Source organism: Streptomyces monashensis (assembly GCF_001866665.1).
Taxonomy (GTDB): domain Bacteria; phylum Actinomycetota; class Actinomycetes; order Streptomycetales; family Streptomycetaceae; genus Streptomyces; species Streptomyces monashensis.
Genome location: NZ_MLYO01000051.1, coordinates 77530 through 95565, shown reverse-complemented (window position 1 = coordinate 95565; position 18036 = coordinate 77530). Strand labels below are relative to the sequence as shown.

The following is an 18036-nucleotide window of genomic DNA, read 5'->3' as shown; positions in this document are numbered from 1 at the left end:
CCCCGGTACGAGGGGTTCCGGCCCGGCGTCCGGGCGGGCACTGTGAAGAGAAGCCCTCACGGGGAGTCCCCACGGTTCCTGCCTAGGCGGTGACAGGCACATGGCATTCGAGGCCGGACGCATCTGTCTCGATCTCCTCGCCACCTCGCATCCGGCCGAACAGCTGGCCGGGGTCGGGGCGTTGTGCGCCTGGATCGGGGGAGTCGGACTGGTGCCGGCCGGCACGTCGCTGGCGCATGCGGAGGGTCACTGGGTGCAGGGGTTCAGGGAACTGCGGTCGTGCATCGGGCCGTTGGTGCGGGCCCCGCGCGTGCCGGACGCCGCCCTGTACGAACGCGCTCTGCGGCAGGTCAACGACCTGGCCCGGGCGGCGACCCCCGCGCCCCGTGCCGTACGCACGCGGGGCGGGGACCTCGTCCGGGAGCTGGCGGCTCCGCCCTCCTGCGCGGCGCTGCTCGCGCTCGTCGCCCGGGACGCCGTCGAGCTGCTCACCGATCCCGTCGCCCGGGCGGCCGTCCGGGAGTGTGAGGGCGACAACTGCTCGCTCGTGTACCTCGACACGTCCCGGGGGCGGCGCCGGCGCTGGTGTTCCAGCGAGGTCTGCGGGAACCGGGAGCGGGTGGCGCGGCACCGGCGGCGGGCCGCTCTCGCCCGCGCCTGAGCCGGGTGACTCCCCCTTTCCCTACGTGATTTGCGTAACACGGGGTTTCCCGGAGAGCTGGGCCGGGAAGCTCGGCCGTCCCCTGACCACCCCCGGCGATGTGTCGGAAATGTAAAGATCATGCGGTGGGAATGTGTGTTCATGTCTCGCTCGTCTCGCCGTCCCCGAGAAATCTGTCGCTCCCGTTTGAACACGTCACCCCTCACTTCCGTACGGGTGGGCGAGCGACCGACTGGGGGAACCCCCGGACACCGGAGGTGGGCGTGCGCAAGGATGCGGCCGTGGCCAATGAACGTGGATCGAGGGCCCGACATCGCATGTCCTCATCACAGCCCTCGGAACCGGATGAGGAGCTGATGCGTGCGCTGTATCGAGAGCACGCCGGACCTCTGCTCGCGTATGTCCTGCGGCTGGTCGCCGGTGACCGCCAGCGCGCCGAGGACGTCGTGCAGGAAACACTCATCCGTGCCTGGAAGAACGCCGGTCAGCTCAATCGGGCGACCGGTTCGGTACGCCCCTGGCTGGTGACGGTCGCACGCCGCATCGTCATCGACGGCCACCGCAGCCGGCAGGCCCGGCCGCAGGAGGTCGATCCGTCGCCGCTGGAGGTCATCCCCGCGGAGGACGAGATCGACAAGGCGCTGTGGCTGATGACGCTGTCGGACGCGCTCGACGACCTGACCCCGGCCCATCGGGAGGTCCTGGTCGAGACGTACTTCAAGGGGCGTACGGTCAATGAGGCGGCCGAGACGCTTGGCATACCCAGTGGCACCGTCCGCTCCCGGGTGTTCTACGCCCTGCGGTCGATGAAGCTGGCACTGGAGGAGCGGGGGGTGACGGCGTGATGAGCAATGGTTACGGGGGGGTTCAGGGATTTGGCCCTGGTGGTCCGGGTATGTCTGGTCCCATGAGTCCCGGTTCAGGATCTTCGGTGCCCAGTGAGCACGAGACGGTCGGCGCCTATGCCCTCGGGATTCTCGACGACGCCGAAGCAACCGCTTTCGAGGCCCATCTCGCGGGCTGCGAGTGGTGCGCCCAGCAGCTCGACGAGCTGGCCGGGATGGAGCCGATGCTCGCCGCGCTCGCGGATCTTCCGGGCTCCGGCAGCACGCCGTCGATCGGCGACTCGCTGTCCGCCAAGCCCACTCCGCGGCTGGTGGAGAGGCTCGTCGACGAGGTGGCGGAGAAGCGCGCCCAGAAGCGGCGCCGCTCCTTCTACATGATCGCCGCGGCCGCCGCGCTGATCATCGCCGGGCCGCTGGCCGCCATCGCCGCGAACAGCGGCGGCAGCTCCGGCGGCGGGCAGGTCACGGCCTCGTCCGCGCAGACGGCGTTCTCCGCCATGGCCGACAAGCAGTCGGCGACCGACGCCTCGTCCGGCGCCAGCGCGACCATCGGCACGGAGCAGAAGGACTGGGGCACCCAGGCGGTCCTGGAGCTGAAGAACGTCAAGGGCCCGCTCAAGTGCTCCCTGGTGGCCGTCGCGAAGAACGGCCAGCGCGTGACCATGTCGTCGTGGTCCGTCCCGAACTGGGGCTACGGCATCCCGGACGCGCAGACCGAGGAGTCCAAGAAGCCCCTCTACATCGGCGGCGCCACGGCCTTCAAGCCGAACGAGATCGACCACTTCGAGGTCGTGACCTTCGACGGCAAGAAGCTCGTGCAGGTCAACGCTTAGCGTCCGCGGCGGCCGGTACGGCCGCGCCGTAGCTTTGACGGGCCCCCTTCGCGTACGGTTGACGGCTGCTTGGCACGTCAGAAGGGGGCCCGGTGGCCGCTCAGGTTCAGCAGTCCGCGGTCGGCTCGGTACACGGCGCACACGATTCCGTCCGTGACCGGGAGATCAGCGTCGAACAGGAACACCTGGACCGGGTGTACCGGCGGCTCGAGGAGAAGATCCACGAGGCCGAGTTCCTGATGAACGACGCGGCCCAGCGCGGCCAGGTCGGCACCCCGGGCGCGCTGGCCGAGCGCGACGCCCAGGTCTTCCGCGCGGGCATCCACCTGAACCGGCTCAACAACGAGTTCGAGGACTTCCTCTTCGGGCGGATCGACCTCCTGCTCGGCAAGGACGGGAAGAAGGGGCCCGACGGGGCCTACACGGCGGTGGAGCCGGCCGAGGGCGCCGTGCGCGAGGACGGCACGGCCGACATCGCCGAGACCCTGCACATCGGGCGTATCGGCGTCCTGGACGCGGACTACGCGCCGCTGGTCATCGACTGGCGGGCGCCCGCCGCCGCGCCGTTCTACCGCTCCACCCCGGTCGACCCCGGCCGGGTCGTACGGCGCCGGGTCATCCGGTCCAAGGGGCGCCGCGTGCTCGGCGTCGAGGACGACCTCATGCGGCCCGAGCTGACCGCCCGCCTCGACGGCCGGGAGCTGCCCGTCATCGGCGACGGCGCCCTGATGGCGGCCCTCGGCCAGGCCCGCAGCCACACCATGCGGGACATCGTCTCCTCCATCCAGGCCGAGCAGGACCTCGTGATCCGGGCGCCCGCCGCCTCGGTCACCTACGTCGAGGGCGGGCCCGGCACCGGCAAGACCGCCGTCGCCCTGCACCGGGCCGCCTACCTGCTCTACCAGGACCGGCGCCGCTACTCCGGCGGCATCCTCATCGTCTCGCCGACCCCGCTGCTCGTCGCCTACACCGAGGGCGTGCTGCCCTCGCTCGGCGAGGAGGGGCAGGTCGCCATCCGCGCGATCGGCTCGCTGGTCGACGGCGCCGAGGCCACGCTGTACGACTCCCCGTCCGTGGCCCGCGCCAAGGGTTCGTACCGGATGCTGAAGGTGCTGCGGAAGGCCGCCCGGGGCGCCCTGGAGCTGGGCACCCCCGAGCCCGTGGAACAGCTCGCCCTCGACGCCCCCGACGAGGACGAGGACGCCGGGCAGTGGACCGCGGCCGCGAGCCCCACCCGGCTGCGCGTCGTCGCCTTCGGGCGGCGCCTGGAGCTGGAGGCGGCCGAGCTGGACCGCGTCCGCCGGACCGCCCTCGGCGGCACCGCGCCGGTCAACCTGCTGCGCCCGCGCGCCCGCAAGCTGCTGCTGGACGCCCTGTGGGCGCGGTCCGGCGCGGCCGGCCGGCACTCCGACCCGGAGCTCGCCGCCGAGCTGCGCTCCTCCTTCGACGAGGACGTCACCTCCGAGGACTCCTTCATCGGCTTCCTCGACGCCTGGTGGCCCGAGCTGACCCCGAAGCAGGTCCTTGCGGCCATGGCCGACGAGAAGCGGCTCGGCCGGTGGGCGCGCCGGATCCTCAACCCCGGCGAGGTCCGCAAGGTCGCCCGCTCCCTGAAGCGCGACGGCCACTCCGTGCACGACATCGCCCTGCTGGACGAGCTCCAGGCGATCCTCGGCGTCCCGGCCCGCCCGAAGAAGAAGCGGGACCTCGATCCGCTGGACCACCTCACCGGGCTGGAGGAGCTGATGCCGGTGCGCGAGGAGAGCCAGCGGGAGCGGGCCGAGCGCCTCGCGCAGGAGCGCACCGAGTACGCGCACGTCATCGTGGACGAGGCGCAGGACCTCACGCCGATGCAGTGGCGGATGGTCGGCCGCCGCGGCCGGCACGCCACCTGGACGGTCGTCGGGGACCCCGCCCAGTCCTCCTGGTCCGACCCGGACGAGGCGGCCGAGGCCCGCGACGAGGCCCTCGGCACCCGGCCCCGGCGCCGCTTCCAGCTCACCGTGAACTACCGCAACCCGGCCGAGATCGCCGAGCTGGCCGCCAAGGTCCTCGCCCTCGCCATGCCCGGCTCGAAGGCGCCGTCCGCCGTACGGTCCACCGGTGTCGAGCCCCGCTTCAGCGTCGTACCGGACTCCCTGGAGCGGACCGTGCGCGCCGAGGCCGAGCGGCTGCTGGACCTGGTCGACGGCACGGTCGGCGTCGTCGTCGCCATGAACCGGCGCCAGGAGGCCCGGCGCTGGCTGGCCGGGCTCGGCGACCGGGTGGTGGCGCTCGGCAGCCTGGAGGCCAAGGGGCTGGAGTACGACGCGACGGTGGTCGTCTCGCCGGCCGAGATCGCCGACGAGTCCCCGGCCGGACTGCGCGTCCTCTACGTGGCGCTGACCAGGGCCACCCAGCAGCTGACGGTGGTCTCGGGGGACCGGGACGAGCCCGACGCGGCCGGCGTGCCGGATCTGCTGAGGGACTGACTTTCCTGTGAACTCCCCGCAGGAGGAATGGCCCTGGGCATCCGTTTGTTAGCCTGGGTACGGCACCGGCTCGATCCAAGCCCCCGGGCCCAACCTTCGTCGCTACGAGCGACCACTTGCCGCGAGGCGAGCATGGCGGGTCGGTGTCGTAAACGTGCCAGAGACCCACGTCCGATGTGACGTGGGTCTCTTTCTTTGCCTGATCAGTTCTCGTATGGTGGAAGTGGTTTTCCGAAACCAGGCACCGCTCATGAACAAAACGTCCGCAATCCGAGGCGACTATCACGTACTCACGGGTAGGTGCGACGATCGGACGGCACAACTCGCGACACGGTGAAAGCAGAGGAAGTCGGCCATGGCAACGGCGCCCAGCGTCTCCTACTCGATGACCATCCGGCTGGAGGTGCCCGCGAGCGGAACCTCCGTCTCGCAGCTCACCACCGCCGTGGAGTCCTCCGGAGGCTCGGTGACCGGCCTCGACGTCACCGCGTCCGGCCACGAGAAGCTCCGGATCGACGTGACCATCGCGGCCACCTCCACGGCCCACGCCGAGGAGATCGTCGAGAAGCTCAAGGGCGTCGAGGGCGTCACCCTCGGCAAGGTCTCCGACCGTACGTTCCTGATGCACCTCGGCGGCAAGATCGAGATGCAGTCCAAGCACCCCATCCGCAACCGTGACGACCTCTCCATGGTCTACACGCCGGGTGTGGCCCGCGTCTGCATGGCGATCGCCCAGAACCCCGAGGACGCCCGCCGCCTCACCATCAAGCGCAACTCCGTTGCGGTCGTGACGGACGGCTCCGCCGTGCTCGGCCTCGGCAACATCGGCCCGAAGGCCGCGCTGCCCGTCATGGAGGGCAAGGCGGCCCTCTTCAAGCGCTTCGCCGGCATCGACGCCTGGCCGATCTGCCTGGACACCCAGGACACCGACGCGATCGTGGAGATCGTCAAGGCGATCGCCCCCGGGTTCGCCGGCATCAACCTGGAGGACATCTCCGCGCCGCGCTGCTTCGAGATCGAGGCCCGGCTGCGCGAGGCCCTCGACATCCCCGTCTTCCACGACGACCAGCACGGCACCGCCATCGTCGTCCTCGCCGCCCTGACCAACGCCCTGCGCGTCGCGGACAAGGCCATCGAGAACATCCGGGTCGTCATGTCCGGCGCCGGCGCGGCCGGTACGGCCATCCTCAAGTTGCTGATCGCCGCGGGCGTCAAGAACGCCGTCGTCGCCGACATCCACGGCGTCGTGCACGCCGGCCGCGCGGACCTGGTGGACGCCCCGGCCGGCTCGGCACTGCGCTGGATCGCCGACAACACCAACCCCGAGGGCCTGACCGGCACCCTGAAGGAGGCCGTGCGCGGCGCCGACGTCTTCATCGGCGTCTCCGCCCCGAACGTGCTCGACGGCGACGACGTGGCCGCCATGGCCGACGGCGCCATCGTGTTCGCGCTCGCGAACCCGGACCCCGAGGTGGACCCGGCGGTCGCCCGCCAGACGGCGGCCGTCGTCGCCACCGGCCGCTCCGACTTCCCGAACCAGATCAACAACGTGCTGGTCTTCCCGGGTGTCTTCCGCGGCCTGCTGGACGCCCAGTCCCGCACCGTCAACACCGAGATGATGCTCGCCGCGGCGCAGGCCCTCGCGGACGTGGTCAGCGAGGACGAGCTGAACCCGAACTACATCATCCCGAGCGTCTTCAACGACAAGGTCGCGGGCGCGGTCGCGGGCGCGGTGCGCGACGCGGCGAAGGCCGCGGGCGCGACGGCCTGACCGACCCTCCGGGGGCTGCCCGGGTGACAGCCGAAAGGCGCCCGGGCGACGCCTCGGTGACGGCGTGTCGTACTGTGCAGGGGCTGTGAGGATCACCACGGCGGCCCCCGCACCGGCGCGTCGTGGAACCGGCCGGTGCCGGGCGCGCTCTAGGGTGACGCCGAGCGGGCGCTTTTCGTGTGACTCCCCAGGGTGTTCTCACGACTCCTACGGGTGCCGGATTGGCTTTCCCGCCGCAGGTAGGGGCAGGATGCCACTCTGGGCGCGAGCGCATCGGCATCGCAGTGCCTCGGGCGGCACCGCCGCATGGCACACCCCAACGGCAAGAAAAACACGGGAGTAACAACATGAACCGCAGTGAGCTGGTGGCCGCGCTGGCCGATCGCGCCGAGGTGACCCGCAAGGACGCCGACGCCGTGCTGGCCGCGTTCGCCGAGACCGTCGGCGAGATCGTCGCCAAGGGCGACGAGAAGGTCACCATCCCCGGCTTCCTGACCTTCGAGCGCACCCACCGTGCCGCTCGTACCGCGCGCAACCCGCAGACCGGCGAGCCGATCGACATCCCCGCCGGCTACAGCGTGAAGGTCACCGCGGGCAGCAAGCTCAAGGAAGCGGCCAAGGGTAAGTAAGCGCTCCGCTTCGAGCGCCGGTCCACTGGAGCGCCGTTCGCCCGGAGCGCCGGGGTGACTGCAGGTCGGCTGCGGCTGGTCGCGCCCACGCGGCAAAGCCGCACGGCCAACAGGGCCCCGCGCCCCTTCAGGGCGCCTCAGCCGACGACGTCGAAAGGGCGGCCCCTCTCACCGAGGGGCCGCCCTTTCGACGTTCGTGACGGCTAGCCCAGCGCCTTCCCGGGCAGCTCGACCTTGGCTCCCAGTTCCACGAGCTTCTCCATGAAGTTCTCGTAGCCGCGGTTGATGAGGTCGATGCCGTGGACGCGGGACGTGCCCTCGGCCGCCAGGGCCGCGATCAGGTACGAGAAGCCGCCGCGCAGGTCGGGGATGACCAGGTCGGAGCCCTGCAGCCGCGTCGGGCCCGACACGACCGCGGAGTGCAGGAAGTTGCGCTGCCCGAAGCGGCAGTCGGAGCCGCCGAGGCACTCGCGGTAGAGCTGGATGTGGGCGCCCATCTGGTTCAGCGCCGAGGTGAAGCCGAGGCGGGACTCGTAGACCGTCTCGTGGATGATGGACAGGCCCGTGGCCTGGGTGAGGGCCACCACCAGCGGCTGCTGCCAGTCGGTCTGGAAGCCGGGGTGCACGTCCGTCTCCAGCGCGATGGACTTCAGCTGACCGCCCGGGTGCCAGAAGCGGATGCCCTCGTCGTCGATCTCGAAGGCGCCGCCCACCTTCCGGTAGGTGTTCAGGAACGTCATCATCGAGCGCTGCTGGGCGCCGCGGACGTAGATGTTGCCGTTGGTCGCGAGCGCGGCCGACGCCCAGGAGGCGGCCTCCAGACGGTCCGACAGGGCGCGGTGGGTGTAGCCGCCCAGCTTGTCCACACCGGTGATGCGGATCGTGCGGTCGGTGTCCATCGCGATGATCGCGCCCATCTTCTGCAGCACGCAGATGAGGTCCTCGATCTCCGGCTCGACGGCCGCGTTGGACAACTCGGTGACGCCCTCGGCCAGTACGGCCGTCAGCAGCACCTGCTCGGTCGCGCCCACGGAGGGGTAGGGCAGGCGGATCTTCGTGCCGCGCAGCCGCTGCGGCGCCTCCAGGTACTGCCCGTCCGCCCGCTTCTCGATGGTCGCGCCGAACTGCCGCAGCACGTCGAAGTGGAAGTCGATGGGCCGGCCGCCGATGTCGCAGCCGCCGAGGCCCGGGATGAAGGCGTGGCCGAGACGGTGCAGCAGGGGGCCGCAGAAGAGGATCGGGATACGGCTGGAACCGGCGTGGGCGTCGATGTCGGCCACGTTGGCGCTCTCGACGTGCGTCGGGTCCAGGACCAGCTCCCCGGGCTCGTCGCCCGGACGGACCGTCACCCCGTGCAGTTGGAGCAGGCCGCGCACGACGCGCACGTCACGGATGTCCGGAACATTGCGCAGTCGGCTCGGGCCGCTGCCCAGCAGGGCGGCGACCATGGCCTTCGGTACGAGGTTCTTCGCACCGCGGACACGGATCTCGCCCTCGAGCGGGGTGCCGCCGTGGACAAGCAGTACGTCGTCAGAGCCGTTGACGGTCATGAATCTCGCGTTCCGATGAGATGGGCAGGGGGCGGCCGATCACTGTTGCGCGCGGGCCGGGAGAGACAGCGTAGTCGCCGATCACCCCCCGTTCGTAAGCCCAAGGACCGCCAAGACCCGTCATAGCTGTGTCACAACACGAACCGTTCCCTTTCGGGCACATGGGGTCACCGCGGCACGCGTGCGCCGGGCCCGCTTCCCTGCGCCCTGACCTGCGTCCCCCGGAATGCCTCTCACCGCCTCCCCACACCGGTCGAAGATGCGGGATCATGTCTGGCATGACCGAGGTGTCCTCGCTCACAGGGCGGCTGCTCGTGGCAACCCCCGCCCTGGCGGACCCGAACTTCGACCGCGCGGTGGTGCTCCTTCTCGACCACGACGAGGAGGGCTCCCTCGGTGTCGTCCTCAACCGTCCCACCCCCGTGGACGTGGGCGACATCCTGGAGGGCTGGGCCGACCTCGCCGGGGAGCCCGGAGTGGTCTTCCAGGGCGGGCCCGTCTCGCTGGACTCGGCGCTCGGTGTCGCGGTCATCCCGGGCGGCGCGGCCGGCGACCGCGCCCCGCTCGGCTGGCGCCGGGTGCACGGCGCGATCGGCCTGGTCGACCTGGAGGCCCCGCCGGAGCTGCTCGCCTCGGCCCTCGGTTCCCTGCGAATCTTCGCCGGGTACGCGGGCTGGGGCCCGGGCCAGCTGGAGGACGAGCTGGTCGAGGGCGCCTGGTACGTGGTCGAGTCCGAGCCCGGGGACGTCTCCTCGCCGGCCCCGGAGCGGCTGTGGCGCGAGGTGCTGCGCCGACAGCGCAACGAACTGGCGATGGTGGCCACGTATCCGGACGACCCTTCGCTCAACTGATGGGTGTGAGCTTCAGTACCCTGGGCGGTATGAGCACTCTTGAGCCCGAGCCCGGGGCTGGTACGGGGACCCTCGTAGAGCCGACACCACAGGTGTCCCACGGCGACGGCGACCACGAGCGCTTCGCCCACTACGTCCAGAAGGACAAGATCATGGCGAGCGCCCTCGACGGGACCCCCGTCGTGGCGCTGTGCGGCAAGGTGTGGGTGCCCGGCCGCGACCCGAAGAAGTACCCCGTGTGTCCCATGTGCAAGGAGATCTACGAGTCCATGGGCAGCGGCGGCGACGACAAGGGCGGCGACAAGAAGAAGTAGCCCCCGCGGGCTGAGGTTTCCGGAGCCCTCGGGGCGCGTTACGGCGCGTCCCGAGGGCTTTCGCGTGTCACGAAGTGGTGGAGACCTCTTGTCGGCATGTCCCTGTTGTCCTTAACCTTCAGGCCTGTTGTGCAGAGCGAAACAGCTATTGCGTATGTTGCAACGAAGCTCGGAGGGGCGCTCCATGCAGTCCGCTCCCCGGCGGCCCGCGTTTATGAGTGCGGGTGCGTCGTGGCCTGTCGCGCAGTTCCCCGCGTCCCTTGACTTGGACACCTTGCCGTATCCGCCATCGGCGGGTGTTCGGACAGCGGGAATTCGGCCGGTACTTCGTGAACGGCGTGGTTGCCGCGGGCAGTGTGGTGATCGTCTCGGCGTTGATCGCGTTTCTCTCCGCGACCGCCGTGACGCGATTCCGATTCCGCTTCCGGACCACCTTGCTGACCATGTTCCGGATGGCCCGGACGGCGCCCGTGGAAGCCCTCACGATCCCGCTGTTCTTCCTCGTACGGGACTTCGGCCGGCGGAACACGCCCGGTGCCCTGATCCTGCCCCGCATCGCCTTCTCGCTGCCGTTCGCGATCCGGATGCCGCGGAGGTTCGTAGAGGCCGTTCCCGAGGCGCTGGAAGTGGCCGCCTACCTCTACGGGGCGAGCCGTGCGCGATTCCCCTTTGGCGGATCTTTTTCCCGCTCGTGCTGCCCGGCCCGGTGGCCACGAGCGTGTTTTCCTTCGTCTCGGTTCCGCACACCGGACGACCCGGACCGGGGCGGGGTCATGGCCGCGTCCACGGTGATGACGATTTCCGGTGCTGGTCTTCGTACTCGTACAGCGACGTCTGGTCTCCGGACCGGGCGGAGCGGTAAAGGACTGACGTGACTGACATGGTTGATGTGATTCCCGCACCCGCGAGCGTCGCCGGGAACCCGTCGGGTTCCGTACGTCTCGACGCCGGCACGGCACTGCAGACCCTGCCCGGCACGGAGGGCACCGCGCGCTGGCTGCGGGCCGCCGTGGGCGCGGCGACCGGCCTGCCGCTGCCGGAGGACTCCGCCCGCCCGAACCGGATCGTGCTGGGCATCGATCCCGGCCTGCCGCCCGAGGGCTACCGCCTCGTCACCGACGCGCGGCCCCTCCGCGTCGAGGGCGGCGGCCCCGCCGGAGTCTTCTGGGGCGCCCAGACCCTGCGTCAACTGCTCGGCGCCGACGCCTTCCGGCGGGCGCCGCTGCGGCGTGACCGGGTCTGGGACGTGCCCGCCGTCACCGTCGAGGACAGCCCGCGATTCCGCTGGCGCGGTCTTCTCCTCGACGTCGCACGGCACTTCATGCCCAAGGAAGGCGTGCTGCGCTACCTCGACCTGATGGCCGCGCACAAACTCAACGTCTTCCACTTCCATCTGACCGACGACCAGGGCTGGCGCATCGAGATCAAGCGCTACCCGAGGCTGACCGAGACCGCCTCCTGGCGGGCGCGGTCGAAATTCGGTCACCGGGCCTCCCCGCTGTGGGAGGAGAAGCCGCACGGCGGTTACTACACCCAGGACGACATCCGGGAGATCGTCGCCTACGCCGCCGAGCGGCATATCGCCGTCGTCCCGGAAATCGACGTACCGGGCCACTCGCAGGCCGCCATCGCCGCGTACCCGGAACTCGGCAACACCGACGTCATCGACACCACCGCCCTGACCGTCATGGACAACTGGGGGATCTCCTCCAACGTACTCGCCCCCACCGACAACACGCTGCGCTTCTACGAGGGGGTGCTGGAGGAGGTCCTGGAGCTGTTCCCGGCCGGCGCGGCGCAGTTCTCGCCGTTCGTGCACATCGGCGGCGACGAATGCCGCAAGGAGCAGTGGACCGGGTCGGTCACCGCGAAGAACCGGATCGCGGATCTCGGGCTGGCCGACGAGGACGCGTTGCAGTCGTGGTTCATCGGGCACTTCGACGCGTGGCTCTCCGCGCGCGGACGGCGGCTGATCGGCTGGGACGAGATCCTGGAGGGCGGGCTCGCCGAGGGCGCCGCGGTGTCCTCCTGGCGCGGCTTCGGCGGCGGGATCGCGGCCGCGCGGGCCGGCCACGACGTCGTCATGTGCCCGGAGCAGTACGTGTATCTGGACCACCGTCAGGCCCCGGGCGAGGACGAACCGGTGCCGATCGGCTTCGTGCGCACCCTGGAGGACGTCTACCGGTTCGAACCGGTTCCGGACGGGTTGACCGAGGCCGAGGCCCGGCATGTGCTGGGCACTCAGGCCAACGTCTGGACCGAGGTGATGGAGGACACCGCGCGCGTGGACTACCAGACCTTCCCGCGGCTCGCGGCCTTCGCCGAGGTGGCCTGGAGCAGCCTGCCCACCCCCGGGGAACGGGACTTCACCGGCTTCGAACGCCGGATGGCCGCCCACTACGCGCGACTTGACGCCCTCGGGGTCGCTTACCGGCCACCTGCCGGGCCCCGGCCGTGGCAGAAGCGCCCCGGGGTCCTGGGCCGCCCGATCGAGGGGGCGCCGCCGAACAGGTGACCGTACCGAACACGCGGTGAAAAGCGCGCCAAGAGTCACCGAAGAGTGTCAATCGGTGCGCACCGGTGAAGCTGTGCCAAATCGGTCAATCTCCGTGTTGAAGTGGGCGAATAACTCCTAGTGCCTGCTAGCGGACCCCCGCGTTCGGCCCTTGCGAAGATGTGCCAGAGTTGCCACGTCCGCCCTGTGAGCACGTACCGTACGGCCACACAGGTGGGACCAGGTGGGGCAGCGGGAAGGGGCAGCCGGTTTGACCACGCACGCACCGCAGGCGGCGCAGGCCGTCACGCTGCCCACGACGCTGGACGAGGCGGTGGCGGCCCTCGGCGCCGTGCCCACCGCCGTGCCCGTCGCGGGCGGCACCGACCTGATGGCCGCCGTCAACTCCGGCCAGCTCAGGCCCGCCGCCCTGGTGGGCCTCGGGCGGATCAGCGAGATCCGCGGCTGGCAGTACCAGGACGGCCACGCGCTGCTCGGCGCGGGCCTCACGCACGCGCGTATGGGCCGCCCCGACTTCGCGGCCCTGATCCCGGCGCTCGCCGCCGCCGCGCGCGCCGCGGGCCCGCCGCACATCCGCAACGCCGGCACCCTGGGCGGCAACATCGCCTCGGCCGCCCCCACCGGGGACGCGCTGCCGGTGCTGGCCGCCCTGGAGGCGACCCTGATCATCGCGGGCCAGGACGGAGCCCGCCGGGAGATCCCGGTGTCGCACCTGCTCGCCGGCATGGAAATGCTGCGCGGCGGCGAACTCATCGGCTACGTGCGCGTACCGCTGCTGCACGCCCCGCAGGTCTTCCTGAAGGCGACCGGACGCACCGGCCCTGGCCGCTCGCTGGCCTCCGTGGCCCTCGTCCTCGACCCCGCCCGGCGCGGAGTGCGGTGCGCCGTCGGCGCCATAGCGCCGATGCCGCTGCGGCCGCTGGAGGCCGAGCAGTGGGTCGCACAGCTCATCGACTGGGACAACGACCGCGCGTTGGTCCCGGAGGCCCTGACCGCCTTCGGCGAGTACGTCGCCGCGGCCTGCATCCCGGACCCGGCACCGGAGTCCGACGGTTCGGTGCCCGCGCTTCCGCCCGCCGTACTGCACCTGCGGCGCACCGTCGCCGCGCTGGCCCGACGAGCACTGGGGAGGGCGCTGTCGTGACCGCCGACGACCGGCACGGAGAGGGCGCGCCCCAGGGCGGGGGCCGCTGGGACCCGCTGCCCCAGGGCGACTACGACGACGGCGCCACCGCCTTCGTCAAGCTCCCCGAGGGCGGCATCGACGCCCTGCTGTCCGGCGACACGCCGCTGGCCGCGCCGGGGCACGGCTACGTGCCGCCGCAGATAGCGGTTGCCCCCGGCACCGGCGACCCGGCCGCGCCCGGCGCCTGGACCGCGCCCGCGGGCGGTGCCGAGTGGCCCGACCCGAACGCCGTGCCGCAGACTCCCGGCGCGGACGACCGGTTCACCTACGAGCCCGCCGCCACCCAGCAGTGGACCTTCGAGGACCCGGCCGCCCCGGCCGTCCCCGGACACGACGTCACCGGGCAGTGGTCGATCCCCGTCGCCGACGGCGATCTTCCGGACGAATCGGGCGAGTTCACCACGTCGTCCCTGGTCGAGCAGTGGGGCGGCGGCACCCCGCCGGCCACCCTGCCCGGCGGTGCGCCCGCGCCCTGGGCGACCCAGGACACCGGCGGTCCCTGGGACCACCGCCCCGACGACGGGCAGCCCCCGGCCGCCCACCCGCTGCCGGACCACACCGGCGCGCACCCGGCGGGCGGTCCGCCCGCGCAGGCGTACGCCGGGGAGCAGGCACAGGCGTACGCCGGGGAGCGCTACGGGCACGAGCAGGCCGGCCACGCGCCGGCGGAGCACGCGGGACACCGGGACGCCGGGCACGCCGAGCCCGAGCGGGCCGAGCGGGCGGACGCCGGTTACCCGGAGGCCGCTCACACCGGCGAGTTCACCGGCTTCGCCGAGGCCGCCGCTCCCGCGGAACCCGCCGGCTTCACCGAGGGCACGGCGCCCGCCGAGGCGGCCGGCACCGCCCCGCCCGCCGAACTCCCGGCTCCCGCCGGGCCCGTGGCACCGCGGGCCGGGTCAGCGGCGGTGCCGGACCCGAACGGCCGGGACGGCCACGCCGACCACGACGGTCCCGCCCCCGTGGAAGCCCCTGGGCGCCCCGCTGACGGCCCCGCGGGCCACGAGGAGCCCGGGAGGCCGACCGAGGCCCGGCGGACCGCGACAGCGCCCGCCGAGCCCGCCGCGGAACCCGTGGACGCCGAGGAGGCCGTGGGCGTCGCGGACGCCGCGCGGGCGACCGCAGCCCACGAGGACGGCCGGGCCGCCGACGCGCCCGGGACCGCCGTTCCGGCGACGGACGACACGCCCGACGCGGGCACCGAGGAGCCCGCCGGCGAGGACCACGCGCCCGCGCGCGAGGCGGCCCTCGCCGAGGAGCACGCCGCGCCGCTCCCGCCCGCCGACGACCACCCCCTCGCCTCCTACGTGCTGCGCGTCAACGGCACCGACCGTCCCGTCACCGACGCCTGGATCGGCGAGTCGCTGCTGTACGTGCTGCGCGAGCGGCTCGGCCTCGCGGGCGCCAAGGACGGCTGCTCGCAGGGTGAGTGCGGGGCCTGCAACGTCCAGGTCGACGGCCGGCTGGTCGCCTCCTGCCTGGTCCCGGCGGTCACCGCGGCCGGCAGCGAGGTGCGCACCGTCGAGGGCCTCGCCGCCGACGGACGGCCCTCCGACGTGCAGCGCGCGCTCGCCCGGTGCGGCGCCGTGCAGTGCGGTTTCTGCGTGCCCGGCATGGCGATGACCGTGCACGACCTGCTGGAGGGCAACCCCGCGCCGACCGAGCTGGAGACCCGGCAGGCGCTGTGCGGCAACCTGTGCCGCTGCTCCGGCTACCGCGGTGTCCTGCGGGCCGTCCAGGACGTCGTCGCCGAGCGCGAGGCGGCCCACGCCCACGCCGGCGACGGAACGGACGCGGACGCGGCGCGCATCCCGCACCAGGCGGGCCCCGGCGCCGGCGGCGTCCACCCGTCGGCGTTCGAGGCGCCCGGCGCGTTCGACACACCGCAGAGCGGCCGCGGCGCAGCCGACGGACAGCACGGCCACGACGGCTACGGCGACACGGCGGACGCGTACGGCACGCCGCCGTACGGCACACCGGGACCGCAGGGTCCGTACGACCCGCAGGATCCGCACGGCACGCACGACCAGCACTACGGCCAGGACGGAGGCCAGGTGTGAGCAACGAAGCGGCCACGGCGCCCACCGCCGCGGAACCCGACGCCGAGGGCGAGCCGTCGCACGGCCTCGGCGCGTCCCTGACGCACGCCGACGCCCGCGCCAAGACCGAGGGCACCTTCCCGTACGCCGCCGACCTGTGGGCCGAGGGCCTGCTGTGGGCGGCCGTCCTGCGCTCGCCGCACGCGCACGCGCGCATCGTGAACATCGACACCACGCACGCGCGTGAGATGCCCGGCGTACGGGCCGTCATCACGCACGAGGACGTGCCCGGCACGCCGCGCCACGGCCGGGGCACCCCCGACCGCCCGGTGTTCGCCTCCGAGGTCGTACGCCACCACGGGGAGCCCATCGCCGCCGTCGCCGCCGACCACCCCGACACCGCGCGGATGGCCGCCGCCGCCGTCATCGTCGAGTACGAAGTACTCGATCCGGTCACCGACCCGGAGCAGGCCTTCGAGGCCGAACCGCTGCACCCCGACGGCAACCTGATCCGGCACATCCCGCTGCACCACGGCGACCCGGAGGCCGCCGGCGAGATCGTGGTCGAGGGCCTGTACCGCATAGGGCGCCAGGACCCGGCCCCGATCGGCGCCGAGGCCGGCCTCGCCGTGCCCCGTCCCGACGGCGGCGTGGAGCTGTACCTGGGCTCCACCGACCCGCACGCCGACCGCAACACCGCCGCCGCTTGCTACGGCCTGTCCCCCGATCAGGTGAAGATCGTCGTCACCGGGGTGCCGGGCGCCACCGCCGACCGCGAGGACCAGGGTTTCCAGCTCCCGCTCGGCCTGCTCGCGCTCAGGACCGGCTGCCCGGTGAAACTCACGGCCACGCGCGAGGAGTCCTTCCTCGGCCACACCCACCGCCACCCCACCCTGCTGCGCTACCGCCACCACGCCGACGCCGAGGGCAGGCTGGTGAAGGTCGAGGCGCAGATCCTGCTGGACGCGGGCGCGTACGCCGACACCTCCGCCGACGCGCTCGCCGCCGCCGTGTCCTTCGCGTGCGGCCCGTACGTCGTCCCGAACGCCTTCATCGAGGGCTGGGCCGTACGCACCAACAACCCGCCCTCCGGCCATGTGCGCGGCGAGGGCGCGATGCAGGTGTGCGCCGCCTACGAGGCCCAGATGGACAAGCTGGCGAAGAAGCTGGGCGCGGACCCGGCCGAGCTGCGCCTGCGCAACGTCCTCGCGACGGGGGACGTCCTGCCGATCGGCCAGACGGTGACCTGCCCGGCGCCGGTCGCCGAACTCCTCCAGGCGGTACGGGACTTCCCGCTGCCGGCGCTGCCCAAGGACGAGCCCGAGGAGGACTGGCTGCTGCCCGGCGGCCCCGAGGGCGCGGGCGAGCCCGGCGCGGTGCGCCGGGGCGTCGGCTACGGCCTGGGCATGGTGCACATGCTCGGCGCGGAGGGCGCCGACGAGGTGTCCACGGCGACGGTGAAGGTCCACGACGGCGTGGCGACCGTGCTGTGCGCGGCGGTGGAGACCGGCCAGGGATTCACGACCCTCGCCCGCCAGATCGTCCAGGAGACCCTCGGCATCGAGGAGGTCCACGTGGCCCCGGTCGACACCGACCAGCCGCCGGCCGGCGCGGGCTGCCGGGGCCGTCACACGTGGGTTTCGGGCGGTGCGGTGGAACGGGCCGCGAAGATGGTCCGCACCCAGCTCCTCCAGCCGCTCGCCCACAAGTTCGGCATGTCCACCGAACTGCTCCAGATCACCGACGGCAAGATCACGTCGTACGACGGCGTCCTGTCGACCACCGTCACGGAGGCGATGGAGGGCAAGGAGCTGTGGGCCACGGCGCAGTGCCGCCCGCATCCCACCGAGCCGCTGAACGCCGCGGGCCAGGGCGACGCCTTCGTCGGGCTGGCCTTCTGCGCGATCCGCGCGGTGGTGGACGTCGACATCGAGCTGGGCTCGGTGCGGGTGGTGGAGCTGGCGCTCGCCCAGGACGTCGGCCGTATCCTGAACCCGGCGCAACTGGCGGCCCGGATCGAGGCGGGCGTCACCCAGGGCGTGGGCATCGCGCTCACGGAGAACCTCCGCACGCCGCGTGGCCTCGTCCGGCACCCGGACCTGACCGGGTACGCCCTGCCGACCGCCCTGGACGTGCCGGACGTCCAGATCGTGAAGCTGGTCGAGGAGCGGGACGTGGTCGCGCCCTTCGGCGCCAAGTCGGTCAGCGCGGTGCCGGTCGTGACGGCGCCGGCGGCGATCGCCTCCGCCGTCCGCGCGGCCACCGGCCGGCCGGTCAACCGCCTCCCGATCCGCCCGCAGGCGGCGGTGGCGACGGACCGCTGAACAGCGGCCCACGTGACCGCCGGTACCGGGTGACCGCCGGTACCGGG

The 18036-nt window shown here is 72.4% G+C and carries 13 protein-coding genes and 1 pseudogene; 13 read left to right on the top strand and 1 reads right to left on the bottom strand.

Annotated features, from left to right (window positions below):
* Positions 1-100: 100 nt before the first annotated feature.
* From BIV23_RS28590 to BIV23_RS28565, 6 genes are all read left to right on the top strand, one after another.
* Complete coding sequence (locus tag BIV23_RS28590) at positions 101-661, top strand: CGNR zinc finger domain-containing protein (RefSeq protein ID WP_071383853.1); 561 nt, start codon at positions 101-103, stop codon at positions 659-661.
* Positions 662-918: 257 nt separating this feature from the next.
* Entirely contained in the window at positions 919-1506 is a 588-nt protein-coding gene (locus tag BIV23_RS28585) for a sigma-70 family RNA polymerase sigma factor (protein ID WP_079173430.1), read from the top strand.
* Positions 1507-1592: 86 nt separating this feature from the next.
* Positions 1593-2339, top strand: coding sequence for an anti-sigma factor family protein (locus BIV23_RS28580; RefSeq protein WP_071383852.1), 747 nt, complete (start codon positions 1593-1595; stop codon positions 2337-2339).
* A 92-nt stretch (positions 2340-2431) separates the two neighbouring features.
* Entirely contained in the window at positions 2432-4810 is a 2379-nt protein-coding gene (locus BIV23_RS28575; RefSeq protein ID WP_071383851.1) for a HelD family protein, read from the top strand.
* 355 nt (positions 4811-5165) lie between these two features.
* Positions 5166-6581 (top strand): NAD-dependent malic enzyme, encoded by a 1416-nt coding sequence (locus tag BIV23_RS28570; RefSeq protein WP_071383850.1) that lies wholly within the window; start codon positions 5166-5168, stop codon positions 6579-6581.
* 347 nt (positions 6582-6928) lie between these two features.
* The gene (locus tag BIV23_RS28565) at positions 6929-7210 is read left to right on the top strand and encodes an HU family DNA-binding protein (protein WP_071383849.1); all 282 of its coding nucleotides are present in this window, start codon (positions 6929-6931) and stop codon (positions 7208-7210) included.
* Positions 7211-7413: 203 nt separating this feature from the next.
* Here the strand turns inward: BIV23_RS28565 and murA are convergent, their stop codons facing one another.
* On the bottom strand, positions 7414-8760 hold the full coding sequence (gene murA / locus BIV23_RS28560; protein WP_071383848.1) for a UDP-N-acetylglucosamine 1-carboxyvinyltransferase: 1347 nt from the start codon (positions 8758-8760) through the stop codon (positions 7414-7416).
* A gap of 278 nt (positions 8761-9038) precedes the next feature.
* On the opposite strand from murA, the gene BIV23_RS28555 reads away from it, so the two are divergent.
* The 7 genes and pseudogenes from BIV23_RS28555 (at position 9039) to BIV23_RS28525 (ending at position 17989) form a co-directional block, all read left to right on the top strand.
* Positions 9039-9611, top strand: coding sequence for a YqgE/AlgH family protein (locus tag BIV23_RS28555; RefSeq protein WP_071372285.1), 573 nt, complete (start codon positions 9039-9041; stop codon positions 9609-9611).
* 29 nt (positions 9612-9640) lie between these two features.
* Positions 9641-9925, top strand: a complete 285-nt coding sequence (locus BIV23_RS28550) for a DUF3039 domain-containing protein (protein ID WP_071383907.1) — start codon at positions 9641-9643, stop codon at positions 9923-9925.
* Between the two features lie 236 nt (positions 9926-10161).
* Positions 10162-10795 (top strand): annotated as a pseudogene (locus BIV23_RS28545) (carbohydrate ABC transporter permease); the annotation flags it as partial.
* A gap of 10 nt (positions 10796-10805) precedes the next feature.
* Positions 10806-12440: a beta-N-acetylhexosaminidase gene (locus BIV23_RS28540; RefSeq protein WP_071383906.1), complete on the top strand. Its 1635-nt coding sequence runs from the start codon at positions 10806-10808 to the stop codon at positions 12438-12440.
* Between the two features lie 250 nt (positions 12441-12690).
* Complete coding sequence (locus BIV23_RS28535) at positions 12691-13584, top strand: FAD binding domain-containing protein (RefSeq protein ID WP_071383847.1); 894 nt, start codon at positions 12691-12693, stop codon at positions 13582-13584.
* Positions 13581-15686 carry a 2Fe-2S iron-sulfur cluster-binding protein gene (locus tag BIV23_RS28530; protein ID WP_071383846.1) on the top strand — a complete coding sequence of 702 codons (2106 nt, stop codon included), beginning with the start codon at positions 13581-13583 and terminating at the stop codon, positions 15684-15686. The genes BIV23_RS28535 and BIV23_RS28530 overlap by 4 nt, the downstream gene beginning before the upstream one ends.
* Positions 15683-17989, top strand: a complete 2307-nt coding sequence (locus BIV23_RS28525; protein ID WP_071383845.1) for a xanthine dehydrogenase family protein molybdopterin-binding subunit — start codon at positions 15683-15685, stop codon at positions 17987-17989. The genes BIV23_RS28530 and BIV23_RS28525 overlap by 4 nt, the downstream gene beginning before the upstream one ends.
* Positions 17990-18036 lie beyond the last annotated feature (47 nt).